Annotated in this window: 19 protein-coding genes and 1 riboswitch; of the genes, 9 read left to right on the top strand and 10 right to left on the bottom strand. The window is 66.7% G+C overall.

Translation table 11 applies throughout. The annotated features are described in order from the left end of the window. Positions 1 to 17 precede the first annotated feature (17 nt). Positions 18 to 1,055, bottom strand: coding sequence for a metal-dependent hydrolase (locus ACYVD7_RS04705; RefSeq protein ID WP_460759683.1), 1,038 nt, complete (start codon positions 1,053 to 1,055; stop codon positions 18 to 20). Positions 1,056 to 1,307: 252 nt separating this feature from the next. Here ACYVD7_RS04705 and ACYVD7_RS04700 point away from each other — a divergent pair, with 252 nt between their 5' ends. The 3 genes from ACYVD7_RS04700 (at position 1,308) to ACYVD7_RS04690 (ending at position 4,971) form a co-directional block, all read left to right on the top strand. Beyond that, entirely contained in the window at positions 1,308 to 2,006 is a 699-nt protein-coding gene (locus tag ACYVD7_RS04700) for an RNA polymerase sigma factor (RefSeq protein WP_460759681.1), read from the top strand. Positions 2,007 to 2,228: 222 nt separating this feature from the next. Beyond that, entirely contained in the window at positions 2,229 to 4,598 is a 2,370-nt protein-coding gene (locus ACYVD7_RS04695; RefSeq protein ID WP_460759678.1) for a serine/threonine-protein kinase, read from the top strand. A gap of 85 nt (positions 4,599 to 4,683) precedes the next feature. Next, a complete protein-coding gene (locus ACYVD7_RS04690) occupies positions 4,684 to 4,971 on the top strand; it encodes a hypothetical protein (protein WP_460759675.1) in 288 nt (95 codons plus the stop codon). 173 nt (positions 4,972 to 5,144) lie between these two features. Here ACYVD7_RS04690 and ACYVD7_RS04685 read toward each other — a convergent pair whose 3' ends face one another. Beyond that, positions 5,145 to 6,077, bottom strand: a complete 933-nt coding sequence (locus ACYVD7_RS04685) for a UDP-2,3-diacylglucosamine diphosphatase (protein WP_460759673.1) — start codon at positions 6,075 to 6,077, stop codon at positions 5,145 to 5,147. Next, positions 6,074 to 7,810 (bottom strand): bifunctional ornithine lipid synthase OlsF, encoded by a 1,737-nt coding sequence (gene olsF, locus ACYVD7_RS04680; protein ID WP_460759670.1) that lies wholly within the window; start codon positions 7,808 to 7,810, stop codon positions 6,074 to 6,076. Before olsF ends, ACYVD7_RS04685 begins: the two co-directional genes overlap by 4 nt. Before the next feature lie 226 nt (positions 7,811 to 8,036). Here olsF and metK point away from each other — a divergent pair, with 226 nt between their 5' ends. Further along, on the top strand, positions 8,037 to 9,254 hold the full coding sequence (metK, locus tag ACYVD7_RS04675) for a methionine adenosyltransferase (RefSeq protein WP_460759668.1): 1,218 nt from the start codon (positions 8,037 to 8,039) through the stop codon (positions 9,252 to 9,254). Positions 9,255 to 9,358: 104 nt separating this feature from the next. Here metK and ACYVD7_RS04670 read toward each other — a convergent pair whose 3' ends face one another. Further along, on the bottom strand, positions 9,359 to 12,103 hold the full coding sequence (locus tag ACYVD7_RS04670) for a serine/threonine protein kinase (protein ID WP_460759665.1): 2,745 nt from the start codon (positions 12,101 to 12,103) through the stop codon (positions 9,359 to 9,361). Next, complete coding sequence (locus ACYVD7_RS04665) at positions 12,100 to 12,669, bottom strand: ECF-type sigma factor (protein WP_460759663.1); 570 nt, start codon at positions 12,667 to 12,669, stop codon at positions 12,100 to 12,102. Before ACYVD7_RS04665 ends, ACYVD7_RS04670 begins: the two co-directional genes overlap by 4 nt. A gap of 242 nt (positions 12,670 to 12,911) precedes the next feature. After that, a riboswitch (S-adenosyl-L-homocysteine riboswitch) is annotated at positions 12,912 to 13,004 on the top strand. A gap of 47 nt (positions 13,005 to 13,051) precedes the next feature. Here ACYVD7_RS04665 and ahcY point away from each other — a divergent pair. After that, positions 13,052 to 14,482 carry an adenosylhomocysteinase gene (gene ahcY / locus ACYVD7_RS04660; RefSeq protein ID WP_460759660.1) on the top strand — a complete coding sequence of 477 codons (1,431 nt, stop codon included), beginning with the start codon at positions 13,052 to 13,054 and terminating at the stop codon, positions 14,480 to 14,482. Positions 14,483 to 14,580: 98 nt separating this feature from the next. Here the strand turns inward: ahcY and ACYVD7_RS04655 are convergent, their stop codons facing one another. The 3 genes from ACYVD7_RS04655 to ACYVD7_RS04645 form a co-directional block, all read right to left on the bottom strand. Continuing rightward, positions 14,581 to 15,330: a LytR/AlgR family response regulator transcription factor gene (locus tag ACYVD7_RS04655; protein ID WP_460759657.1), complete on the bottom strand. Its 750-nt coding sequence runs from the start codon at positions 15,328 to 15,330 to the stop codon at positions 14,581 to 14,583. Continuing rightward, positions 15,327 to 16,367 carry a sensor histidine kinase gene (locus tag ACYVD7_RS04650; RefSeq protein WP_460759655.1) on the bottom strand — a complete coding sequence of 347 codons (1,041 nt, stop codon included), beginning with the start codon at positions 16,365 to 16,367 and terminating at the stop codon, positions 15,327 to 15,329. Before ACYVD7_RS04650 ends, ACYVD7_RS04655 begins: the two co-directional genes overlap by 4 nt. 75 nt (positions 16,368 to 16,442) lie before the next feature. Beyond that, complete coding sequence (locus tag ACYVD7_RS04645; RefSeq protein ID WP_460759652.1) at positions 16,443 to 17,381, bottom strand: alpha/beta fold hydrolase; 939 nt, start codon at positions 17,379 to 17,381, stop codon at positions 16,443 to 16,445. A gap of 198 nt (positions 17,382 to 17,579) precedes the next feature. Between ACYVD7_RS04645 and metF the strand changes: the two genes are divergently transcribed. The 4 genes from metF (at position 17,580) to ACYVD7_RS04625 (ending at position 21,925) form a co-directional block, all read left to right on the top strand. Continuing rightward, positions 17,580 to 18,410 (top strand): methylenetetrahydrofolate reductase [NAD(P)H], encoded by an 831-nt coding sequence (gene metF, locus ACYVD7_RS04640; RefSeq protein ID WP_460759650.1) that lies wholly within the window; start codon positions 17,580 to 17,582, stop codon positions 18,408 to 18,410. A gap of 275 nt (positions 18,411 to 18,685) precedes the next feature. Then, on the top strand, positions 18,686 to 19,321 hold the full coding sequence (locus ACYVD7_RS04635) for a hypothetical protein (protein WP_460759647.1): 636 nt from the start codon (positions 18,686 to 18,688) through the stop codon (positions 19,319 to 19,321). A gap of 304 nt (positions 19,322 to 19,625) precedes the next feature. Then, a complete protein-coding gene (locus ACYVD7_RS04630) occupies positions 19,626 to 20,861 on the top strand; it encodes a M12 family metallo-peptidase (protein ID WP_460759821.1) in 1,236 nt (411 codons plus the stop codon). Between the two features lie 146 nt (positions 20,862 to 21,007). Next, positions 21,008 to 21,925 carry a branched-chain amino acid transaminase gene (locus tag ACYVD7_RS04625; protein WP_460759645.1) on the top strand — a complete coding sequence of 306 codons (918 nt, stop codon included), beginning with the start codon at positions 21,008 to 21,010 and terminating at the stop codon, positions 21,923 to 21,925. Positions 21,926 to 22,135: 210 nt separating this feature from the next. Here the strand turns inward: ACYVD7_RS04625 and ACYVD7_RS04620 are convergent, their stop codons facing one another. Both ACYVD7_RS04620 and ACYVD7_RS04615 read right to left on the bottom strand, forming a co-directional pair. Beyond that, entirely contained in the window at positions 22,136 to 23,485 is a 1,350-nt protein-coding gene (locus ACYVD7_RS04620) for a sensor histidine kinase (protein ID WP_460759642.1), read from the bottom strand. Between the two features lie 104 nt (positions 23,486 to 23,589). Then, a complete protein-coding gene (locus ACYVD7_RS04615; RefSeq protein WP_460759639.1) occupies positions 23,590 to 24,270 on the bottom strand; it encodes a response regulator transcription factor in 681 nt (226 codons plus the stop codon). Positions 24,271 to 24,685: the final 415 nt, after the last annotated feature.

The raw sequence follows: 24,685 nt of genomic DNA, 5'->3' as shown, positions 1-24,685 counted from the left end.
CCCGCCGATCGTGCCGCTCAGCGCGCTGCGCGCGGTTGCTGCGGTGGAGCGTCGTCGGCGGGTTCATGCCAGATGCGCTGCCACACCCAGCCCAACCTGCGGCGTGCCTGCCAGGGCCAGCGCAGTTGCCGCGGCGCGATCTCCTGCCAGCGCCCGCCGACGTTGCGCGCGACAGCGAAGCGGAAGCCGTAGTCGGGTTCGGCGCCCATGCGCAGGTCGCTGAGCACCAGCAGGCCCTCGCGCGATTCCGCCTTGGCGAAGTGATGGTTGAACCACAGCAACCGGGCAACGGCGCGATAGTGACTCACCTGCGTGAGCGCCTGCGTGTCGGAACGGTAGTGGCGAAAACGCATCGGGCCGTGGTCGGCGAGCAATGAACGCTCGCCTTCCAGGAAGCCATCGGGCGTCATCGCCACCACGCGCCAGAGCACGATGTTGAACGGCATCGGTACCGAGAACCGCGGCGCGTCCTGCAATCCCAGCGCGGCCAGCGAGCGATCGGCCTCGCGATCGATCGCCGTTTTCGCCAATAGCGACAGCCCCAGGTAGCACGCCGCCAATGCGAGCCCCGCCACCAGCGCACGCTGGCCGATGCGCTCCCGTGCAAACCAGGCCACCACGCAGGCGCATACCAGGCACAGCGAGAACACCGGATCGATGATGAAGACGCTCGACCACATCGTCGGCGGCACCGGCAGCGGCCACCACAGCTGCGTGCCGTAGACGGTGAAGGCATCCACCAGCGGATGCGCGAGCAGCGTGGCCTGGAACACCAAGAACCAACGCCTCGGCGCCTGCGCCACGCGACCATTGCGACGCCGGAACCACGCCCACAGGGCCCACGCCACCAGGGGCAGCACCAGCAGTGAATGGGTGAGGCCGCGATGCCAGACCATGCGCAGCACCGGATCGTCGTTGGCCAGCAATGGCAACACGTCGAGATCGGGCAGCGAGTTGATGAGCGCACCGGCGAGCAGCGCGGCCCGCCGATGCCGGGCCGGCGCGATGGCAGCGGCAATCGCGCCGCCAAGGAACAGATGGGTGATCGAATCCATGCCCGGATGCTAGCGGCTGTTGCGGACACAACCAAAACAGCACGAGCCAGCACCCGGAATATCGACGGCAACCGCTCATCGCGATTACAGGCGATTTGTCCACTGCAACGGGTGTCACCCACCCACGATTCAGGTTTCCGGCCCGTTGCGTCGCCCGACAGCGTTAACCTCAGTGACGCTCCGATGACGGGGCCTTGCCGCAAGAAGGACCGCACGCGGTGATCCGTGGATGGACGGATTGGAACGCGGCCAATGGCACGATTTGCAACCACGCGATGGAGCCTGATTCTGGATGCGCGCCATCCTGAAGTGGCGCGCCATGCGCTGGAGGAAATCTGCCGCGCCTACCGCGGCCCGGTCCTGACCTACGTGCGTCGCGCGGGCTACTCCGCCGATGACGCGGAAGACCTGACCCAGGAGTTCTTCATGCGTTTCCTCGAAGGCCGTTGGGACGTCGGCGCGGATCCCACCCGCGGGCATTTCCGCGGACTGCTGCTGGTGTCGCTCAAGCGCTTCCTGATCAACGCCGATGAAGCCGCGCATGCACGCAAGCGCGGCGGTGGCCAGCTGCGAGTGGACGTCGACGACGAACTCGAACGGCTTTCCGGGCCCGAAAGCGATTCGCCCGAGAGCGCCTTCGAGCGGGCGTGGGTGTTCACCGTGCTCGAGCGCAGCTTCGCCCGCCTGCGAACGGAGGCCGAAACCGCCGGCAAGGGCGAGCTGTTCGAACAGCTCAGCCCCTATGTCGCCGAGCGTCCGATCGCCGACGACTACCAGCGCATTGCCGCGCAGCTGGGCCTGCGCACCAACACCGTCGCGGTGGCGGTGCATCGCCTGCGCGCGCGCCTGCGCGAACTGGTGCGCGCGGAGCTGGCCGATACCTGTGCCGACGATGGCGTGGACGAGGAGATGGCCGCGCTGCGCGAAACGTTGTGGCGCACGCACCACTGACGGCGCGGCCATGATCGGGATTGCCGCCTTCGCACCCAGTGGCGCGCCGCCATGAGCTCCGGCGGAGTCGACAGGTCCGGCGAACATCCGCCGCATCCGGATCCGCGGTCCGCACCGGCCCGTGGATTCCATTCGGCGCTCGCCCGGCTGGCATTCATCAGCAAACGTCGCAACGGCGGGAATGGTGGGGACGGTCGCGCGCAAACGCCCACGAATGGCGCCGTGCCGACGAACACGCTGGAGCTGGACCTGACCGATCCGGAACAGCGCAGCTTCGGTGACTTCGACCTGATCGAGCGCATCGGCGAAGGCGGCATGGGCCTGGTGTATCGCGCGTGGCAACGCTCGCTCGATCGCGAGGTCGCGCTGAAGCTGCTCGCCGCCGGGCCATGGGCGTCCACCGAGTTCATCGCCAGCTTCAAGCACGAAGCACAGAACGCCGCGCGACTGCAGCATCCCAACATCGTCGCCGTGCACGCCATCGGCGAACAGGAAGGACTGATCTATTACGCCATGGAGCTCGTGCGCGGCGAGACGCTCGCGCGCCACCTGGACCGGCGCCAGGAAATGCCCGCGCGCGATGCCGCGGTCATGATCCAGACCATCGCCGAGGCCGTCGACTACGCGCATCGCCTCGGCGTGCTGCACCTGGACATCAAGCCGGAGAACATCCTGCTGGACCTGATGGGCACGCCCAAGATCGCCGATTTCGGCATGGCCCGGCGCCTGGGCGAAGCACTGTGCCTGGAGAACGAAAAGGTGTCCGGCACGCCCAGCTACATGGCGCCGGAGCAGACCGCACTGAACCAGGGCGTGCTGTCGATCGCCACCGACGTATGGGGTCTGGGTGCGGTGCTGTACGAATGCATCACCGGTGCGCCACCGTTCCTGGCCCGCACGCCCGAAGCGACGCTGCGCCTGGTGCGCGAAGGCACCGTACGCCGGCTCAGCCGCACGACGCTGGTGCCGCGCGACCTGGAAGCGATCTGCATGAAATGCCTCGCGCATGCGCCGGCACAGCGCTATCCGGCGGCGCGCGCGCTGGCCGATGATCTCGGACGCTTCCTGGAAGGGCGCCCGGTCAGTGCGCGTCCGCTCAGGTCATGGCAGCGCGCCGAACACTGGGCACGGCGCGAACCGCGGCTGGCGATGGCCCTGGCCGGCGTGATGCTGGCGATGCTGGTCGGCATCGTGGCCAGTTCGATGCAATGGGTTCGCGCCGAACGCAGCGCCGCCTCCGCGCGCGAGGTCAACCGCTTCATCAACGAAGACGTACTGGCCGCCGCGGACCCCTATCGCGCCGACCTGGAGCACCACGACGTGGTCGCGCTGCTGGCACGCACGGAAGCCCGGTTGGACAGCAGCTTCGCCGACCAGCCCGAGGCGCGCGCGCAGATCGGACTGTCGATCGCGCGTGCGTACTTTGGCCGCGGGCTGTGGCACAAGGCGCAGCTGCGCATGGAACGCAGCTACGCCGATGCGGTGAAATCGCTGGGGAAGCGCGATCCCATCACGCTCGACATGGGCGACTTCCTGGCGCAGACCTCCGTCTTCGACGGCGAGTTCGCCCGCGCACGCGCCCTGTACCGCGTCCTGATCCCGCTGCGCGTCGCGGCGTCCGGCCCGACCGCAGCCAAGACCATCCACCTGGAACGTGGCGAAGCCGCGCTGCTGTCCGAGGAGGACCATTTCGAGGAGGCCATCGCCCGCTACGAGCGATTGCGGGTCCTCGCCCGCACGCACGCCCCCGAGCAGCTGCCGGAAATCGAATGGGCGCTGTCGGACCTGTACACCGAGACCAACCGCTGGGACGAAGCGATGACATTGGTGCGCAGCGCACTGGAGCGCACGCGCGCGCGGCTTGGGGAAAACCATCCGCAGTACCTGTGGGAGAGCATGTCGCTGGGCGACATGCAGATGATGCGCGCCCAGTGGGACGACGCCGAAGCAACCTTCACCCGCATCCACGAAGGATTGACGGCGTCGGTGGGCTACAGCCATCCCAAGACGCTCAGCGCAGTGCATTACCTGGGCCTGATCCAGCTCGAACGCGGCCAGCCCGCGCGAGCGCTGCCCCTGCTGCGTTCAGCGATGGAAGGCCGCATGCGCGCGCACGGGCCCGACCACAAGTGGACGCACTACAGCATGAACCGCGTCGCGCAGGCGCTGATCGCGCTGCATCGCACCGACGAAGCGATTCCGCTGCTCGAACAGGCGTTGGCGAGCGCCAGCAAGGTCAATCGTCGGCAGGCCTACGTGATCCTGATCCTCGACAACCTCGGCCAGGCGTACATGCAGCGCGGCGACCTGGACACCGCACGGCGCTACCTGCTGGAAGGCGTCGACATCGCGCAACACGAACTGCCCGCCAACAACGTGCGCCGCGGCATGATCGAACGCAGCCTGGCGCAACTACTGGCCCGGCAAGGACGTGTCGAGGATGCGCGCACGCACTACGCCATAGCCGAACGCATCTTCACCCAGGGCTGGGGCCCGCGACACCCTTGGGTCGTGGGCATCCGCCTTGAGGTGGCGGCCTTGCCGGTCAGTCACTCGCCAGTCCCGGCACGAGGGGCAGCGAAGCGCCTGTAATTGGCCACGCCGTTACCTCAACCCACCTATGCAGGAACGCTCCCCTGTCGGCAGGCGCCCGTGCGCGCCCTGCTTGGAGGTAGCCATGAAACTCCCATATCTGGCGGCACTGGCACTGGGCCTTGCTCTTCCCTTTGGTGTGTATGCCGATGATTCATCTGGCGTAGTCGACAAGATCGCTGCGGAAGCCGGCGTCACGCCACGCGAGGTGCAGATGGTGTACGGCGCCCGTACCGCGTTCGCCGAATACCGGACCAGCTTCGACCGTGTCGAGAAGCGCGTGTACCTGGCCACACAGCGCTTGGCCGCGCGCGAAACCCGGCCCGAGCAACGCGAGGCCTACCTTGCCTTTGCAGCTTCGATGCGTCCTTAGTGCCTGAATCACTCAGCTCTGCTCGTCACCTTCAACAGCAAAGCTGGTCAAACGGGGGACGACATTGGTCACCCGGATGGGTCTGGAGTCGGACTGCGCGCGCGCGAGTATCGGCCTCCCGTGTGCGCGTCGTTCGCGCTGCCCATGGAACCGCGAACCGCGGCTGGTGACGCCTACGCCGCCTTCGGCAACACCTGCGTACCGCCGTCGGTGCGCATCCGCGGCGGTAGCGATACCCGTGTCTCACCGGTATGCGAAAGCAGTCGCAGCGTGCCATCCATGTCTTCACCCAGCGCGGTGAGGCTCTCAACCCAGTCGCCATCATTCGCGTAGACGCGGCCGTCGCGCTCGAACAGTGCGCCGCGATGGATATGGCCGCAGACGATGCCGTCCAGCCCGCGCTGCTTTGCATCGTCGAAACCAGCCTGCACGAAGCGCGCGATGTAACGCTCTGCCGCGCCGCTGCGGCGCTTGAGGAATTCCGACAACGACCAGTACCTCAGGCCGAAGCGTGCGCGCACGAAATTGAGCATGCGGTTGCCGGTCAGGATGCGGTAGTACAGCCAGTCGCCGAACGCATGCTGCATGTCATTCATCAATCGCGACCAGCCCCCTTGAGTCAAGGGGGCAATCGCATCGCCGGCTACCGGCGATGCGATGGGGGATGTGGACGGCCGCGCCGTTGGCGTCGGCAGATGCCAACGGGTGACGCTGTCGTAGTCGTCGCCATGCACCACCAGCAGGCGACGTCCGTCGGCAGTGACGTGGATCGCGCGACGGCGGATCGCCATGCGCGGCAGCACCAGCCCGCAGAAACGTCGGATCGGGCGATCGTGGTTGCCGGGAACGTAGATGATTTCGGTGCCGGCGCGACGCAGCGCATGCAGCGCCTCGACCACGCGGTTGTGGGCGTTGTTCCAGGTGGCGCGCCTGGATGCCATCCACCACAGGTCGACGATGTCGCCGACCAGGTACAACCGCTCGCAACGCAGGTTACCCAGGAAATCCGCCAGCTCCGCCGCGTGGCAGTGCTTGGAACCCAGGTGGACGTCGGAAATGAAGACCGCGCGGCGCAACGTGCCGGGCTGCGCGGTCCGCGACTTCATTGCGCGGCGCCCTCGGCCTGCGACGCGTCCGCATTGCCAGCCGTACTGAGGTAGCGCTCGCGCTTCTTCGGGCGCAGGCGGTGCATGTCGACTTCGATCAGGCCATCCACCGCATCACTGAAGGCCGGGTCCACGCCGAACGCAAGGAAGCGCGCGCCGCCGGGTTCGCACAGGTCGGTGTACTGCTTGTAGAGCATCGGCAGCGTGGCGCCGAGGGCGTCGAGGTTGTTCTTGAGCACGCGGAATGCGGTCTGCGCGTCCATGTCCTCGCCGAACTGCGGTGGCGCGGCGCGATAGACGAAAGGTAGCCGCGACGTCGCCGCCTGCTCCTGCGCCCCGTAGTAGTGCGCGTAATAAGCCACGATCTGTTCGCGCGCCTCGGGAGGCAGCGCGGCACTGATCGACACCGGGCCGAACAGGTAGCGCACGTCCGGATGCGCCATCAGGTACGCGCCGATGCCTTGCCAGAGGTAGTCAATGCTGCGACTGCCCCAGTACTCGGGCACGACGAAGCTTCGCCCCAGCTCCATGCCCTGCGCGATGCGCTCCAGCGCGTCGTCGCGGTAGTCGAACAGCGACGCGGTGTAGAAACCATTGAGGCCGCGTTCGGGCAGGATCGCGCCGCCACGTGCAAGCCGATACGCGCCGGCGATCTTCCCGGCCTCGTCGTCCCACAGCACGATGTGCTCGTACCAGCTGTCGAAGATGTCCACGTCCAGGCGCTGGCCGGTGCCCTCGCCCACCGCGCGGAAGGTGTATTCGCGCAGGCGGCCGATCTCGCGCAGCAGCTGCGAACCCGCCGGCAGGCAACCCACGCGGATGTGCTTGCCGTCGAAGGTCTTGCCCAGCAGCGTCATCGCTTCCACGCCGGCACGCACTACCGCAGGATCGACGGGATTGATCAGCGCCTCCGGCCCGACCGGCGCGGCACGCTCCTGCGGCGTGCCGATGGCGTGCAGGTCGCGGCGGATCTCGCGCAGGACCTCCGTCGCCTTGGCATTGGCCGGGATCCGCAGCGGGTGGCCGATGCGCAGGGCGATGCGACGCATGCGCCGGGCGAACATCTCGCGCGCCAGCAGCGCCGTGCCTACGGGCTTGAACACCGCGGACGCGCCGTAGAACAACGCGGAATTGCGCGCTTCGATCCGTACCGGCAGCACCGGCGCATCGGTGGCCTTGGCGAACTTGAGGAAACCGCGGCGCCAGCGTCCGTCGGTGACGCCACGCAGGCCGAGCCGCGCAACTTCGCCAGCCGGGAAGATGATCACGCACTGCTCCTGGCGCAGCGCTTCCTCCACCGCCTTCAGGCTGTCGGCGCTGGGCTTGCCGCCCAGGATGCGGATCGGCAGCAGCAGGCCGGACATCGGCTCCAGCGCTGAGAGCAGGTCGTTGGCGATGATCTTCACGTCGCGGCGCACCTGGCCGACGACGTCCAGCAGCGACAGAGCGTCGACCGCGCCGGAGGGATGGTTGGCGACGATCAGCAGGCGGCCACTCGCCGGAATGCGACGGATCTCGGCCGGATCGGCGAGGTAGCGCGCCTGGACGAACTCCAGCGACGCCTGGACGAACTCGAAATCGCGCAGGTGCGCGCTGGCCTCGATGTGCTCGGCGATGGCGTCGAACCGCGACCAGCGGCCGATGGCACGCAGCAGCGGCCGGGCCAGCTTGGCGCGGCGACCACGGAACCACTGCGGGAACCGTTGCTGCAGGTGTTCTTCGAACTTGCGCATGCCTTCTTGCCCCCTACGCGGCAGCCTGGGCGCGGGATGCGACAGCCGGGCTGCTGGAATACGACAGGAAGGTTACCCGGGTCACGCCCCGGACGCATTCGGCTGGGTATGCGGAGAGCTTTCCTGAACGACTGAAAAGCGCACAATGCGACGCGATGCACCAATCCGGCCGACCCTGTATCATGCCCGGCCATCTTTCCATCCGAATCAAAGGATAAACCCTGCGATGTCCACCAGCTACCTCTTCACCTCCGAATCCGTTTCCGAAGGCCATCCGGACAAGATCGCCGACCAGATCTCCGACGCCGTCCTCGACGCGATCCTCGCGCAGGACAAGCGCGCGCGCGTGGCCTGCGAAACGATGGTGAAGACCGGCGCTGCGATCGTCGCCGGCGAAGTCACGACCTCCGCCTGGGTCGACATCGAAGCGCTCGCGCGCAAGGTCATCAACGACATCGGCTACAACAACTCCGAAGTCGGCTTCGACGGCCACACCTGCGCGATCATCAACATGCTCGGCAAGCAGTCGCCCGACATCAACCAGGGCGTCGACCGCAAGAAGCCGGAAGAACAGGGCGCTGGCGACCAGGGCCTGATGTTCGGCTACGCCTGCAACGAAGCCCCGGAATTCATGCCGGCGCCGCTGTACTACTCGCACCGCCTGGTCGAGCAGCAGGCCAAGGTCCGCAAGAGCGGCAAGCTCAAGTGGCTGCGCCCGGACGCCAAGTCGCAGGTCACCCTGCGCTATGACGGCAACAAGATCCTCGGCCTCGATGCCGTCGTGCTTTCCACCCAGCACGATCCGGACATCAAGCAGAAGGACCTGGTCGAAGCCGTGCGCGCCGAGATCCTGGTGCCGGTGCTGCCGAAGAAGTGGCTCGAGGCGCTGAACAAGAAGGCCGTGCACATCAATCCGACCGGCAAGTTCGTGATCGGCGGCCCGGTGGGCGACTGCGGCCTGACCGGCCGCAAGATCATCGTCGACAGCTACGGCGGCATGGCCCGTCACGGTGGCGGCGCGTTCTCGGGCAAGGATCCGTCGAAGGTCGATCGTTCGGCCGCTTACGCCGCACGCTACGTGGCCAAGAACATCGTCGCCGCCGGCCTGGCCGACAAGTGCGAAGTGCAGGTCTCCTACGCGATCGGCGTGGCCGATCCGACCTCGATCTCGGTCACCACCTTCGGCACCGGCCACATCTCCGACGACAAGATCGAGAAGCTGATCCGCAAGCATTTCGACCTGCGTCCGTACGGCATCACCAAGATGCTCGACCTGGAGCACCCGATCTACCAGGCGACCGCCAGCTACGGCCACTTCGGCCGCAAGCCGAGGGAAATCAGCTACACCGACGGCGCCGGCAAGAAGCACAAGGCGACGGCGTTCTCGTGGGAGAAGACCGATCGCGCCGAGGCGCTGCGCAAGGATGCCGGGTTGAAGAAGTAAGTCGCCACGCTCTCCGCCCATCGCAGGGAGCGCAGCAGATGGAAACGGGCCGCTTTGCGGCCCGTTTTCGTTGCACGTCCTTCGACATCGCCGTATGCGCGGCCCTACAGCTGTCGCTCGAGATCCTCGGCCCGGGCACGGTCGACCTGCTGCGCCAGCACGGTCTCCCGCAGGACCGGCAAGGCCTGATCAAGCAACTTGCGCGCCCCCACCTTGTCATCACGCGCCGCGCGCACGTCGGCCAGTTCCGCCGTCGCCATGGCGCCATAAAGTCCGTGAAGGAGCTTCAGTGACTGCTGGAGGTCGCTTTCGGCTGCGGCGAGATCCCCGTGCATCCGCGCGAACGCCGCGCTGGACCGGAACAGCTGGCCGAAAACGAAGTGCCCCTTGGGCAGCAACTTGCCGACCCGCATGCGGGTTTCCTCCAGCAACGGCACGCCGTTGCGCAGGTCGCCCATCCGTTCGGCCACCTGCATCAGTCGCCACGTCAGCTCGGCGTATTCGAAGGAGTCCTCGCCGTCGAGCTTGCGCGAGCGCTCGCGAAGGGCGAGCAGGCGCGCACGTGCCTCGGCGCCACGCCCCGCGAACGCCAGGTTGAAGGCGTAATACTTCTCGATCCGTCGACGCTCGATGTGATCGGCCTCGATGTCGGATGCGGCCAGCACCGACACGGCCTCGCCGGCGAGCTCCACCGCCTTCGCGTAGTCGCCGTAATCCCGGTACAGGTACCCGATGTTGGACAAGGTCAGCGCCCGATCCAGCGGTCGCGTCCCGGCCGCGGCCTGGGAGAGCTGCGAAGAATGCTCGTGGGCTTCCAGCGCTTCCTTGAAGCGTTCCTTGCCCTGCAACGAGACGCCGAGCAGCGAATAGAGCTCGGCCATCTGCGCACCACCCGGGCCGACGCTGCGCTCCTGCATGGCGATCGCCTGGCGGATCATCGTCTCCGCCGCCGGGTCGTTGAGGGCATACGAGGACTGCGCCTTGGCGAACAGCAGGTCAGCGCGCAGTGGCGAGTTCGCCGGGAGCGAATGGCGATCCGCGAATGCCAGCCCTTCATCGGCGACCTTGAGCCCGCGCGCATAGTCGGCATACAGGAACAGGTGATGGCCGAAGGCCTTGTAGGTCTCCAGGACGTCACGGACCGGCGCGGCGGGCACATCCTTCACCTCGGCAAGCGCGCGGGTCCATTGGGCTTCCGCGTTCTTGTGGTCGCCAGCGCTGTCGAGCGCCACCGCAAGCTGGTTGTGCATCTTCAGGCGCTGGATGGCGTCACGCGGCGCATGGCGGGAACGCAGTTCGGCCGATTGGCGTGCGATTGCCAGGCTCTCCTTTCCGCGTTCCAGCGTGGCAAGGACATCGGAGTAGCCATCCAGGTCGTCGGCGAAAGCGATCGCTTCCGACTTCTGGCGCGGAGTCACGTCCTTCAACCCGGCCGCGAACAGCTCCGCCGCGGCCTTCGACTCACCCAGCGATGCGTACAGATGCCCGAGCATCCGCTGGATCGGCTGCCGCAGCTGAGGATCGGCCTGTGCGCGCTTGTCGAGTTCGTCGCGGGCATGATCCAGCAGGTCGCGCACGCTGACCTGCGTGCTCAGCGCATTCTCCGGTCGCGCCGCGCCGATCGCATCGGACAGGAACGCCAGCGCCGCGCGCGCATTGGCGCCTTCGCGTTCGGCTGATTTCAATGCCACGGTCGCGCGCTGCTCGGCGGCGACGGCGCGGCTGCGTTCCAGCGCCAGGCGCCAGACAAAACCGATCGCAATGGCCAGCGCCACCGCGGTGAGCGCAGCGCCCACGCGATGCCGCACCAGGAACTTGCGCATCCGATACGCCCGCGTGTCCGGGGCGGCGTGTACCGGCCGCCCGTCGCGCCAGCGCTGCAGGTCGGCGCGGAAGGCTTCCACCGTCGGGTAACGCTGCGCCGGTTCCGCTGCGCTGGCCTTCGCCAGGATGCCGCGCAGTTCCGCATTCAATGGCAATGGCTGGAAGCCGTCGGGCATTGGTGCCGACACGCCCGGCTCGCGTTCGCCCGTGAGCATCTCGCGCAGCAGCACGGCCAGGCCGTAGACGTCGGTCGCAGTCGTGACCAGCGCGCCCGATTGCTGCTCCGGACTCGCGTAACCCGGCGTCCACACGCGGGTCGAGGTCTGGCGTGGATCGGAATGCGCACTCAGGTCGACGAGTTTGGCCACGCCGAAGTCGAGCAGCTTGGGCTGGCCGTCGTTGCGCACCAGCACGTTGCCGGGCTTGAGGTCGCGGTGGATCACCAGGCGCTCGTGCGCGTGCTGCACCGCGGCGGCGATGCGGTCGAACAGGTCCAGACGCGACGCCAGTTCCGGTGCACGCGCGGCGACATGCGCCAGCAGCGGCAGGCCGTCGACGTATTCCATCACCACGAACGGCTGGCCATCGTCGCTCTCGCCGCCGTCGAGCAGGCGCGCGATGTTGGGATGGTCGAGCTGGGCGAGGATCTGCCGTTCCTGGCGCAGGCGGCGCTTGCCTTCTTCGGTGGGGAAGCCGCGGATCAGCTTGATCGCCACCTGCTGGTCGAACTGGCCGTCGGCGCGTTCGGCCAGCAGCACCGAGCCCATGCCGCCCACGCCGACTTCGCGCAGCACGCGCCAGGCGCCCAGGCGCGCGCCACTGGCGGTCGGACGGACCAACGCGTCGGCACCCGCAACGACCGCGTGCGCGACCGGGTCGGCGTCATTGGTATCGGCGACCAGCAGGCGCTCGAGGCGTTCGCGCATGTCGGCATCGCATTCGCGCAACGCCGCGTCGCGTGCGTCCGGCGGCAGCGCGACCAGCTGGTCGAACAGTTCCGCCAACAGCTTGTGTCTCTCGCTCATTCGGTCAACGCATCCTTTAACCAGGCACGGGCGAAACGCAGGTCGCGGTCGACCGTGCTGAGGGAGATTTCCAGCGCCTGCGCAATGTCTTCACGCGAAAAGCCGCCGAAATACGTCATCTCGACAATGCGCGCCTGGCGCGGGTCGGCCTCGCGCAAATCGGACAGGGCTTCGTCCACGCGGACCAGGTCCTCGTCGCGGTCGACGACGCCCACGCCTTCGGCCTGGCTCAGCGGCAGCGCCTGCACACCGGAGCCGCGCTTTTCCGACAACCGGCGCCGCGCGCGGTCCACCAGTACCTGTCGCGTCGCCTGGGCGACGACGTGGAAGAAGTGGCTGCGGTTGCTCCAGTCGGCGTCTGCGCCCATCAGGCGCATCAGGGCTTCGTGGGCGAGTTCGGTCGGGGTGAGGGTGGCCCCGCCCTGCCGGCGCAACGAGCCCGCCGCGATGGCACGAACGCGGTCGTAGACCAGCACCATCAGCTGCTCCCGGGCATCGGTGTCGCCGCCCTGCCAACGACGCATCAACGCGGTCAGCTCGGGATCGGGACGATCAAGATCGTTCATTGCGACGCACAGCCCCTGCGGAATGTCCCCGCGGCGAGTGTAGCGCGGGCTCCGCACGTGGTTTCCAGCCCCGCGGCGGGCCAGACAACAGGGTCGGCGCCCGCGGTCGGCATGGCGCTGGCGTGTCAAGGAATATCTGAATGATTGCCGTCATCCCCGCGAAGGCCGGAATGGCGGGCAAGAGCTGGGTTATTCAGACCTTCCTTAACGCGACCGACATGCCCACAGGCTAGAATGCGCCTCCCGCCGAGGGGCGCTGCGATCCGATCATTCCAACGGGAGTGGGGCGGACCAGGCTCGGCGCGGTGCAAATGCCTCAACTGCGCCCGTTAATGCGAGTCCCGCGGACGATACGCGCCGACTCCCAACAACGGAGCTTCACATGAACGCTGTCGCTAAGACCTTCTCCACCGAAGGCGACTACAAGGTTGCCGACATCTCGCTGGCCGACTGGGGCCGCAAGGAAATCGATATCGCCGAGCAGGAAATGCCGGGTCTGATGTCGATCCGCCGCAAGTACGCCGCCGCCAAGCCGCTCAAGGGCGTGCGCGTCACCGGCTCGCTGCACATGACCATCCAGACCGCCGTCCTGATCGAGACGCTGCGCGACCTGGGCGCCGACGTGCGCTGGGCCTCGTGCAACATCTTCTCGACGCAGGACCACGCCGCCGCCGCGATCGCCGCCAGCGGCACCCCGGTGTTTGCGTGGAAGGGCGAGTCGCTGGAGGAGTACTGGGACTGCACGCTCGACGCGCTGACCTTCCCGGGTAACAACGGCCCGGAACTCGTCGTCGATGACGGTGGCGACGTCACCCTGCTGATCCACAAGGGTTTCGAGCTCGAAAACGGTTCCGACTGGGTCAACACCCCGTCGGGCAACCACGAAGAACAGGTCATCAAGAACCTGCTCAAGCGCGTCCACGCTGAGCGTCCCGGCTACTTCGCCGGTGTCGTGAAGGCCTGGAAGGGCGTGTCGGAAGAGACCACCACCGGCGTGCACCGCCTCTACCAGCTCGCCGAACAGGGCAAGCTGCTGGTCCCGGCGATCAACGTCAACGACTCGGTCACCAAGTCGAAGTTCGACAACCTCTACGGTTGCCGCGAATCGCTGGCCGACGGTCTCAAGCGCGCGATGGACGTGATGCTGGCCGGCAAGGTCGCGGTGGTGTGCGGTTACGGCGACGTCGGCAAGGGTTCGGCGCATTCGCTGCGTGCCTACGGTGCGCGCGTCGTGGTCACCGAAATCGATCCGATCAACGCCCTGCAGGCCGCGATGGAAGGCTTCGAGGTCAACACCGTCGAATCGACGCTGGGCCGTGGCGACATCTACGTCACCACCACTGGCAACAAGGACGTGCTGACGCTCTCGCACATGTCGCAGATGAAGGACCAGGCGATCGTCTGCAACATCGGCCACTTCGACAACGAGATCCAGGTCGATGCGCTGGCCGCCTCCGGCGCAAAGAAGCTCAACATCAAGCCGCAGGTCGACAAGTACACCTTCGCCAACGGCAGCAGCATCTTCCTGCTGGCCGAAGGCCGCCTGGTGAACCTGGGCTGCGCCACGGGCCACCCGAGCTTCGTGATGTCGAACTCGTTCTCCAACCAGACGCTCGCGCAGATCGACCTGTGGGCGAACAAGGACACCTACGAGCCGAAGGTCTACATCCTGCCGAAGAAGCTGGACGAGGAAGTCGCGCGCCTGCACCTGGAGAAGATCGGCGTGAAGCTGACCACGCTGACGCAGGACCAGGCCGATTACCTCGGCGTGGCGGTGGAAGGTCCGTACAAGCCGGATCATTACCGCTACTGATCCGCGAGGTTCAGATACCGGAAACGGGCGCTTCGGCGCCCGTTTTTGTTTCCTGACCGGTCCGCGCAGGCACGACGCCCGGACCGCTCCGATGAGAGCTACAACGCGAGCCGCTCGCGCAATTCGCGTGCCTGTCGACGCGAGACTTCCACCACGCTGCCGTCCCGCAGCGTGAGGTCGTAGCCTTCGCCCACGGCCAGGTCGATGTTCTTGACCATGCGCAGGTTCACCAGCGTGTTGCGGTTGGCGCGGAAGAACAGCGTGGGATCCAGCCGCGCCTCCAGCGCGCTCAGGCTGCGTGCAAGCATCGCGTTCTCATCGCGGAACCAGACCCGCGCGTAGTTGCCGTCCACCACGATCCGGCTGATCTCGTGCAGCGAGACGAACCAGCATTGTTCGCCGTCGCGCAGGAAGACCTGGTCGTTGGCACCCAGAGCCCCTCGGTGCTCCGCGTCGACGGCTTCCGTTGTCGACCGTCGCGCATGGGCACGCGCGATCGCTGCTGCCAGGCGCTCGGGCACGACGGGCTTGACCAGATAGTCGAGCGCGTTGGCGTCGAAAGCGCGCACGGCGTAGTGATCGTAGGCCGTGGTGAAGACCACCGGCGGCGCCTGATCGAGGCCTTCAAGCACGTCGAAGCCCGTCCCCGACGGCATCTGGATGTCGAGCAGCACCAGATCGGGCTGCAGCTTTTCGATCGCAGCCTGCGCCCCCGGAACATCGTCGGCTTCGCCGATGCACTCCACGTCCGGAACGTTGGCCAGCAACGTGCGCAGTTCCTGTCGGGCCAGCCGGGTGTCATCGACAATCAGCACTTTCAGCGGCCGCACACGCGCGGCGGCGGTCATTGCGCGATCTCCAGACAGGCCAGCACGCGCGGGCCATTCTGCTGCAGCTCGAAACGGCTTGCGGGCTCACGCGCCAACCGTGCGCGCAGGTAAGCCAGGCCGACGCCATGGCCACTTTCCGACTGATCCACCCGGCCCGGATTGCTGACTTCAATCGCCAGCCGGCCCTCGTGGCGCCAGACCGATACGCCCAGCTCGCCCCCGCCCGGCGTACGTGCGATGCCATGCTTGATCGCGTTCTCCACGAGCAGTTGCAACAGCATCGGCGGCAGCTGCGCGTCGAGTGCATCCCGCGCGATGTCGCGATGCACGCGCAGGCGCTCTTCGTAATGCACGGCCTCAACGGCAAGGTAGTCGTCCACGACCGCCAGTTCCTCGCCCATGGATGCGGACTCGCGTTGGCTGTGTTCCAGCGCGTGGCGGAGGATATTCGACAGGCGCGTGACGACTTCGCGCGCACGCGCCGGTTCCTCGTTGATCAGTGCGCGCACATTGTTGAGCGCGTTGAAGACGAAATGCGGATTGAGCCGCGCGCGCAACGCATCCAGCTCAAGCGCGTTTCGCTGCGCCTCCGCGTGCAGGCGCGCAATCTCGCCATGGCGATAACGACTCAGGGCCTGCCAGCCGGCCCAAAGCGCGGCCCACATTCCGATCACGATCGCGATGTTCGCCCAGTAGCCGAACAATTGGCCCCAGCTGCTGGGTCGCAGATCGCTTGGGACCAGCCAGCCCAGCATCAGCGCGCCGCGCACCATCACCCGGACCAGCAGCAGGGTGACGGTGGCACCGAACATCACGCCCGCTGCGAGTCGCAGTGCGAAGATCGGCCCGCCGCGTTCGATCCAGCGACCGCGCAGCGCGGCGATGCGCAGCAGGCTGCTGCTCGCCCACACGCCGATGCCCAGGCACACCGACACCAACCACGCGGGCGTGTTGAGACGCGCAAATACGGCAAAAAACAGCAGGTTGAGACCGGCGTAACCGATGCCGAACAGACTGTTCAACGAAACAAAGCGCCATTCGCCGCGGGTCAACATCTCGTCACCTGCCTCATGAGCCTGCCTGCACGACGACGGCCGGCATCACGCCGGCCGTCGAAGAGAGGCCGTCGACTACTGTGCCGTCGCGACGAACCCGCGCACCTGCGCTTGCAGCCACTGCGGATCGTCCCACATCAGGAAATGGTAGCCGTTGTCGCTCATCTCGATACGCACATCCTTCAATGAGGCGAACTGCGTCTTGAAGATCGCGGCCGTCGACTCTTTGGTGGCGCCGTAGGGCGCAAACGCCGCCCACGCCCCCAGAACCAGCGTAGGCGCATGGATCTGCGCCATTTGCGGACGCGCGTCGCGGGTCAGCATTTCGTACATCGCCTCTGCAGTAGTGGCACGGTCGCTGGCATCGCCCCACGCAACCAGGGTCTGCGTGCGCTGCGCTTCGCGCGTCATGCCCTGCAGCCACGGCGGCACGCCGTCGCGCTTGGGGGCGGGATCGCGCGCCAGGATCTGCTTGCGCAGGTTGTCTGCGAACGGTCGCGCGTTCTCCTCGGTGGCGGCGGGATTCTGCGCGGCGGTGAAGAAGGGCAGCGCGTCGACGATCACCAGCCGTCCGACGGCATCGGGCTGCTTGATCGCCATCTGCAGGGCAACGAAACCACCCAGGCTGTGCCCGATCACGACCGGATGCGACAACTTGCGGGCTTTGACGTACGCCAGCAGGCGATCGCGCATGTCGTCGAGCCACGCATCCTTGCTCGCGTCGCGGGCGGCGGGCTGCCCGGCGAATCCTGGCAGCGTGACGATATGGCACTGCACATGGTCGGCCTGCAGGGCGGCGCAGGTTTCGGTCCAGGTTTCACCGGCGCTGTTGAGGCCGGGGATCATCAGCACGGGCAGGCCCTTGCCGACGACTTCGATCTTCAGGTCGCGGAACGACTGCGGCGCCGCTTGGGCCGTGTGCCAGACGGCGAACGACAGGGCAAAGCCAGCGGCGAACAGGCGGAAGGAAGTGCGAAAGGCCGACTGGAACAGCGATCGGACGAGCAGTTGCATGGAACGGGCTCCTTGCGTTGGTGTGGTGCAAGCGTGGCCGCCAGCCGCCACAGCCGCGGGAAAGGAATGACGAGCGGCCGGTGGCCGTGGTGGACGGCGGCGCGCCGGGGTGAGGGGCCAGGGCGCCCGCCCAATTTCTTATTTCCTATCATCGCGATGAAGAGATAAGCTCCCCCGACTTCCCCGTCCGGCGGCCGCATGACCCTTCCCCCGATCAGCTTCGAGTTCTACCCACCCAAGACCGAGGACCAGCGCGCCCAGCTGGACAAGACCGCCGCGAAGCTTCGTCCGCTGTCGCCGCAATACGTCTCGTGCACCTTCGGCGCCGGTGGCTCGACGCTGTCGTACACGCCGGAAACCGTGCAGCGCCTGCACAAGCACCACGGCCTCGTGGCGGCGCCGCACCTGTCCTGCGTGGGTGGCACGCGCGCCGAGCTCAGCGAACTGATCGAAAGCTACAAGGCGATGGGCTGCCGCCGCATCGTTGCGCTGCGTGGCGACCTGCCGTCGGGCATGGGCCAGGCCGGCGACTTCCGCTACGCCAGCGATCTGGTCGAATTCATCCGCAAGGAGCACGACGGCTTCTTCCACATCGAAGTCGCCGCGTACCCCGAATGCCATCCGCAGGCCGACGACGCCTTCGCCGACCTGCGCAACTTCAAGCGCAAGGTCGATGCCGGTGCGAACGGCGCGATCACCCAGTACTTCTACAATGCCGACGCCTATTTCCGCTTCGTCGACGACGTGCGCAGGCTGGGCGTGGACGTGCCGATCGTGCCGGGGATCATGCCGATCTCCAACTTCACCCAATTGCGCCGCTTTTCCGAAGCCTGCGGTGCGGAAATCCCGCGCTGGGTGGGCAAGCGCATGCAGGCCTACGGCGACGACGTCGACAGCGTGCGCGAGTTCGCCGCCGAGTTCGTAGCTGCGCTATGTCGCCGGCTGATAGAGGGCGGCGCGCCGGGCCTGCACTTCTACACGCTCAACCTGTCCAAACCCACGCTGGGCGTGCTGTCGCGACTGGATTGAACGGCACCGGGTTCGACGCGTCAGAGTTGGACGCGTCAGAGTTGGACACGTCAGAGTTGGACACGTCAGAGTTGGACACGTCAGAGTTGGACACGTCCGAGTTGGACACGCCCGAGTGAATCGGCGCATCGCGGGCACACGCCCATCCTGGTGATTGCAGCGCTTGACCGGCGCACTTCGCGACGCACGCCCGCGATGCATGTTTCGCCACGAGTGTTCCATTTCGGGCTGCGTGCACTTTCCGCACCGGGGACGCGGCGCTAGGCTGCGGCCACATGCCGGCCCGCCTGCCATTCTGCTTCGTGATCCTCGCCTGCGCCCTGTGGCACGGCGACGCGGCCGCGCAGGTACGGCGTTGCGTCCTGCCCAGCGGCCAGGCGGTGTTCACCGACAAGCAATGCGGCGACATCGGCGCGGCCGAGCGGTTGCCACGTGAACAGGTGCAGGCAGGCAGCGGCGCGCGGCGCCTGCCAGGCGGCTGCGCGCACAACCTGCAGGACCTGGTGTTCGAGATGACCACCGCCATCGATTCGCACGACGCCAACCGCCTCGCCGGCGTGTACCACTGGGTCGGCATGTCGGGCGACACCGCGTACCAGGTGTGGACGCGACTGGATGGCATCGCCAGCCGTCCACTGGTCGACATCGTGCCAATCACGCCTGCGAGCCATCCCGCGCCCGCGCCGGAACCCGAACCCGGCTGGACCGAAGCCAGGCCGCTCACCCCGGATACGGACGTCACCTCGGACAACGCGCAAGCGCCTGCGGATCCCGGTTACTACCCGCAGACGACGGTACGACGCGCGCCGGTCGCCCTTCGCGTCGAACAGACCCTGGGTAGCACCGCGACGCCGACGCACACCGTGTTCGCGCTGACCAGGTACTTTGGCTGCTTGTGGGTGCGGTTCTGATCGGTGCGTTCTGATCGGTGCGTTCTGACCAGGGCGGCCTGATCGCCGGACCGCATCACGCAGCGACAATCGCCTGACCGATCGATGCAGCGCATCGTTGTTCGCGCCTGCGGTTCAAACGGCCCCGCCAATGCCAGACAGTGCGCCACCGTGTGGTCAAACGTGCTGCGACGCGGCGTGCACGTGAGTCGCACAGCCAGCAACCTCGCCCGCTGGCGCACCCGCGCCCTGCGTCATGACGACGCGGTCCACCAAGGAGGAAACCTTCGTGCGGAAGAATCCATCGCTTTGTCTCCTCGCCGGCATGACCGGCCTGTTGATCGCCGGCACCGCAAGCGCCGCCGGCAAGTCGCTGTTCACCACCACCAGCGGCAAGGCCGACGCGCGCAACGAGCGCGTACTCGAGCGCCTGCTCGCCAATCCGAGCACACGCGACGTCAAGCTGGTGAAACTGGACTCCCGCGCAGCCGACAACGCGGCGATCGAACTGGTCCTGGGCAACCGCAGGGTCACGGTCGACCGCAGCCGCACCCAGGCCGCCGACGGCAGCACGGTGTGGTTCGGCCACGTCCGCGGCACCAAGTCGCATCCCGCCTACGCGCCGCGCGAAACTACGGCCGATCCGCTCAACGACGTGATCCTGGTGCGCCACGACGGCCACATCACCGGCACCGCGCGCGTCGACGGCAAGCTCTATCGCATCCGTCCGCTGCCCAGCGGCGCCACCGCCGTGGTCGAAATCGACGAAAACCGCATGCCCGCCGACCATCCGGCCGACGCCTACAGGCAGATCTTCGATGTCGCCGCCAAGTCGGCGATGTTGAACAAGGGCAAGCCGTGCCGCACCAACTGCGGCGGCACTCCGGTCGAACCCGGCCCGACCCAGACCATCCGGGTGATGGTCGTCGCCACCGACGACGCGATCGCAGCCTACGGCGGCGACATGCAGGCGCTGGTGCAGCTGGCCGTGGCCGAATCCAACCAGGGCTACCTGAACTCCAACATCGGCATCAACATGGAACTGGCGAGCTACTCGACCACGACCTACGCCACTGCCGGGATGAGCACGGATCTGTCGCGTTTCCGCAGCACGAACGACGGCTACATGGACTCCATCCACGCCACCCGTGACGCCAATGCCGCCGACGTCGGCGTGCTGGTGGCCAACGATGCTTCCGCGTGCGGCCTGGCGTCGGGCATCGGTTCCACCGCGTCCACCGCATTCGTCACCGCGTACTGGGACTGCATCACCGGCTACTACAGCTTCGCCCATGAGATCGGCCACCTGCAGTCGGCGCGCCACGATCCGGTCAACGATCCGACCACCTCGCCCTACGCGTACGGCCACGGCTACCAGGCCCCGGGCAACGTGTGGCGCACGATCATGGCCTACAACTGCGCCGGCTCCGGCTGTCCGCGCATCAACTACTGGTCGAACCCGTCGGTGACCTACGGCGGCCTGCCGATGGGTACCTACGACAAGAACCACAACCAGCGCGTGCTGGTGCAGACCAAGGCCACGGTGGCCGGGTTCCGCTGAGCGGGTCGCCGCTGAGCCAGCAGCAGCTCAAATCCAGTTGCACCTGAAACAAAGGCCGCGCAGGCAACTGCGCGGCCTTTTCAATGCCGGTGCTGGGGCTTCGGCACGGTAAACTAGGCAGTCTTTGCCCCCACCGAGAATCCCGAATGTCCATGCAATACCCCGAATGGATCTGGCACAACGGCGAGATCAAGCGCTGGGCCGACGCCACGACGCACGTCATGGCGCATGCGCTGCACTACGGCTCCTCGGTGTTCGAGGGCATCCGTTGCTACGAGACGCCCAACGGCCCGGCGATCTTCCGCCTGACCGACCACAACAAGCGCCTGTACGCCTCGGCCAGGATCTACGACATGGGCCTGCCCTATGACCTGGACACGCTCAACGCCGCGTGCCGCGAGGTCATCAAGCGCAACAACCTGAGCAAGGCCTACCTGCGTCCGTTCGCGTATCGCGGCCTGGGCGGCTTCGGCCTGTCGGCGGATACGCCGGTGGAGATGTCGGTAGCCTCGTGGTTCATGGGCCCGTACCTCGGTGAAGGTGCACTGGAAGCCGGCATCGACGCCTGCGTGTCGAGCTGGCAGCGCTTCGCGCCCAACACCATCCCGGCCGGCGCCAAGGCCGGCGGCAATTACCTCTCCGGCCAGCTGATCGCGCGCGAAGCGCGTCGCCTGGGCTTCGGCGAAGGCATCGCGCTCGCGTCCACCGGTCTGCTGTCGGAAGGCGCCGGCGAGAACCTGTTCCTCGTCTTCGACGGTGCGCTCCACACGACGCCGGTCAGCGCCGCACTGCTCAACGGCATCACCCGCAACACGATCATCACGCTGGCGCGCGACAACGGCATCAGCGTCGTCGAACGCGACCTGCCGCGCGAATACCTGTACCTGTGCGACGAGTTGTTCATGTGCGGCACCGCGGCAGAAATCACCCCGATCCGCTCCGTGGACGGCCGCCAGGTCGGCGCCGGCAAGGCGGGCCCGGTGACGCGCCAGATCCAGGACCTGTTCTTCGGCCTGTTCAACGGCAAGACGAAAGACAAGTACGGCTGGCTGGAAGCGCTGTAAGCCTGCAGGAATATCGATCGCGGGAGAGCCGGGGCAACCCGGCTCTTCTTTTTCCCGCCGGTCGGTGGCAACGTAAAAAGTAGCCTCCTCAGTTCGGGTCGGCTTCAAGAAGCAGGAGCCCATCGCACACGCGGCGCGACAGCTTCGAGAACACTCCGGAACAGGACGGCGGTTCAAAAGCCCCAGCCCAAAGCATCGCTGCGCCCGCAGCTACAACGGCAAGGTCCCTTGGGGATCCTTCCCGAACGTCAGGATTGCGACCACGCCACGCTCGCTACCCGGCAGCACGCGCACATCCCAGTCATACAGTTCGCACAGGCGCCGTACGATCGACAGGCCGATGCCGCCACCCTGCGAATGCCCCGCGTGGGTGCCGCGGTAGCCTCGCTGGAATAGTTTCGCGGCATCCTGCTCGGACAGGCCGGGACCGGAGTCGATCACTTCCACCGCCTGCGGATGCAACCGCACCACGACCGAACCTGCCGTCGTGTACTTCACCGCGTTGCCGATCAGGTTGCCCAGCGCGACCGACACGGCGGCTTCGGGCGCATCGACGATCAATCCGCGCTCGCCTTCCACGCTCAGCTGCAGCGGCTTGCCGCCGAGTTGCGCGCGGTGTGCATCCGTCAGCTGGTCGGCCACGCGTGCCACGTCGGTCGCGCCGTGGCCGCGTTCGTTGCGCGAGAGCAGCAGCAAGGCGCTGATCAGGTCGGTGCACTGCTGTTCGGCGCGGGTGATGCGCTGCAGGCGGGCGCGGGTCTTCTCCTCCAGTTCCGGACGCGACAACAGCAGCTCGACCGCACCGCGGATCACCGCCAGCGGCGTGCGCAATTCGTGGCTGACGTCGGCGTTGAACTCGCGGTCGCGCTGGACGACATGGGTGAGCCGCTCGGCATAGTCGTCGAGCGCCTCGGCGAGCTGGCCGACTTCGTCATCGGGAAAATGTTCGGCCAGGCCTTCGGGCTGCGCCTCGTGGCGGCCGGACTGCTTGATCCGGTTGGCCAGCTCCGACACCGGGCTCATCACGCGCGACGCCGCCCACAGCCCCACCACCAGCGACAACAGGGTGAACACCACCACTGAGATGTAGATCGCGCGGTTGAACTGCGCCTCGCCGCGCAATGTCTGGGTCATGTCGTAAGCGAGGAAGAACCACTCGTCCGGCGTCTTGCGCACTGCCAGCTTGTACGAGAACGGAGTGCCGTCGATGTTGCGACCGACAATGTTGTGGATGCCGTCGCCCAACTCGTACCAGTCCGGCTCTTCCAGGCGCAGCTTCTCGAAGTCCTCGTGCTTCACCACCCGCCCGTACATCTGCTGCACCGGCAGCGCCGGATTCCTGTCCGGACTGGCGGCGTACAGGCGCGCGTATTCGTCGATGTTGCGGTTGAGCACGTCCTCGACCAGCGCGTTCTCGACGCGGGACCGGGTCCAGTTGGTCGCGTACGCGAACAGTGCGGTCAGGCCGAAGCCCAGCAGCACGAACGACAGGATGATGCGGCTGCGCAACTGCCGCCGGAAACGGACCTTGCGCGGCGGCGGCGGGGGCGGGCTTTGCAAGGGCGTGCTGTGCAATGGCGTGGAATGCGTCTGCGTGCGGGTGGCGGGACGCGACGAGCTTCGCGACCGGCCAGCCAGTTCGCGCCCGCAGCGACCCGGCGTGATCAGGTGCCTTCGGGGGCGGCGATCCGGTAACCGATGCCGTGCCGGGTCTGGATCAGCGGCACGTCGAAGGGCTTGTCGACCACCGCACGCAGGCCGTGGATGTGCACGCGCAGGGAATCGGAATCCGGCAGTTCCTCGCCCCACACGCGCGTCTCCAGCTCCTGTCGCGTCACCACCGCGGGCGAGGCTTCCATCAGCGCCTGCAGGATCTTCAGCGCGGTCGGGTTGAGCTGCAGCAACTTGCCCTTGCGACGCACTTCCAGCGTGTCCAGGTTGTATTCCAGGTCTGCGGTGTTCAGGACGCGCGTCTGTACGCCGCGGCCGCGACGCGCCAGCGCGTTGAGGCGGACTTCGACTTCCTGCAGCGCGAACGGCTTGATCAGGTAGTCGTCGGCGCCGGAATCGAACCCGGCCAGCTTGTTGTCCAGCGAGTCGCGCGCGGTCAGCACCAGCACCGGGGTCTGCTTGCGCGCTTCGTTGCGCAGCTTGCGGCAGACCTCCAGCCCGTCCAGTCCCGGCAGGTTGAGGTCCAGCACGATGGCGTCGAAGTCGTGCACCACGGCCAGGTGCAGGCCGGTGATGCCGTCGGCGGCGAAGTCGACCGTGTGCCCGCGGTCTTCCAGGAAGTCGCCCAGGTTGGCGGCGATGTCCTGGTTGTCTTCGATCACGAGGATGCGCATTTGTCCGTCCTTATTGGTGGGCGTTCGACCGTCCCGCTCGTGCGGGGTTCCGGAACTGCGCAGCGCAGTGTCTGTGAAATTAACAAATCCGACGCAATCGATGTCATCACCACGATGGCACGCGGTCACGTTGCGGGGATCCGGGCAAAAGAAAGGCCCGGATGCGGGGCCGCCGCATCCGGGCCAAAAAGGGTGTTGCCCCGATTACCGTCATCACTGCGACCGACTACTGACGAGGAAGCGGCAGGGAATCCGGTCCGCTCAGGCTACGCCTGCGGGGACTAAAAAGTCTGTTAAAAACCCGTTGTAAAAAAATGTTAAGGCGCCCGGGCGACCTCGCTAAAACGCCCTTCTTTAACATTTATCTTCATGATTTCTATCGTAAATTTTCGAAGGCCCGCCGGTCCCCCGACTG

Source organism: Lysobacter fragariae (assembly GCF_054779775.1).
Note: the sequence above shows the minus strand (reverse complement) of the source record. Positions and strands in the feature narration are given on the sequence as shown.

What these genes read in the sequence shown, in the direction of transcription:
- ACYVD7_RS04685 (WP_460759673.1), bottom strand. Translation starts at nt 6,077, where the DNA reads ATGAAGTCGCGGACCGCGCAGCCCGGCACGTTGCGCCGCGCGGTCTTC.
- ACYVD7_RS04655 (WP_460759657.1), bottom strand. Translation starts at nt 15,330, where the DNA reads ATGACCGCCGCCGCGCGTGTGCGGCCGCTGAAAGTGCTGATTGTCGAT.
- ACYVD7_RS04635 (WP_460759647.1), top strand. Translation starts at nt 18,686, where the DNA reads ATGCCGGCCCGCCTGCCATTCTGCTTCGTGATCCTCGCCTGCGCCCTG.
- olsF (WP_460759670.1), bottom strand. Translation starts at nt 7,810, where the DNA reads ATGCGCAAGTTCGAAGAACACCTGCAGCAACGGTTCCCGCAGTGGTTC.
- ACYVD7_RS04630 (WP_460759821.1), top strand. Translation starts at nt 19,626, where the DNA reads ATGACCGGCCTGTTGATCGCCGGCACCGCAAGCGCCGCCGGCAAGTCG.
- metF (WP_460759650.1), top strand. Translation starts at nt 17,580, where the DNA reads ATGACCCTTCCCCCGATCAGCTTCGAGTTCTACCCACCCAAGACCGAG.
- metK (WP_460759668.1), top strand. Translation starts at nt 8,037, where the DNA reads ATGTCCACCAGCTACCTCTTCACCTCCGAATCCGTTTCCGAAGGCCAT.
- ACYVD7_RS04645 (WP_460759652.1), bottom strand. Translation starts at nt 17,381, where the DNA reads ATGCAACTGCTCGTCCGATCGCTGTTCCAGTCGGCCTTTCGCACTTCC.
- ACYVD7_RS04670 (WP_460759665.1), bottom strand. Translation starts at nt 12,103, where the DNA reads ATGAGCGAGAGACACAAGCTGTTGGCGGAACTGTTCGACCAGCTGGTC.
- ahcY (WP_460759660.1), top strand. Translation starts at nt 13,052, where the DNA reads ATGAACGCTGTCGCTAAGACCTTCTCCACCGAAGGCGACTACAAGGTT.
- ACYVD7_RS04700 (WP_460759681.1), top strand. Translation starts at nt 1,308, where the DNA reads ATGGCACGATTTGCAACCACGCGATGGAGCCTGATTCTGGATGCGCGC.
- ACYVD7_RS04665 (WP_460759663.1), bottom strand. Translation starts at nt 12,669, where the DNA reads ATGAACGATCTTGATCGTCCCGATCCCGAGCTGACCGCGTTGATGCGT.
- ACYVD7_RS04690 (WP_460759675.1), top strand. Translation starts at nt 4,684, where the DNA reads ATGAAACTCCCATATCTGGCGGCACTGGCACTGGGCCTTGCTCTTCCC.
- ACYVD7_RS04705 (WP_460759683.1), bottom strand. Translation starts at nt 1,055, where the DNA reads ATGGATTCGATCACCCATCTGTTCCTTGGCGGCGCGATTGCCGCTGCC.
- ACYVD7_RS04650 (WP_460759655.1), bottom strand. Translation starts at nt 16,367, where the DNA reads ATGTTGACCCGCGGCGAATGGCGCTTTGTTTCGTTGAACAGTCTGTTC.
- ACYVD7_RS04625 (WP_460759645.1), top strand. Translation starts at nt 21,008, where the DNA reads ATGTCCATGCAATACCCCGAATGGATCTGGCACAACGGCGAGATCAAG.
- ACYVD7_RS04615 (WP_460759639.1), bottom strand. Translation starts at nt 24,270, where the DNA reads ATGCGCATCCTCGTGATCGAAGACAACCAGGACATCGCCGCCAACCTG.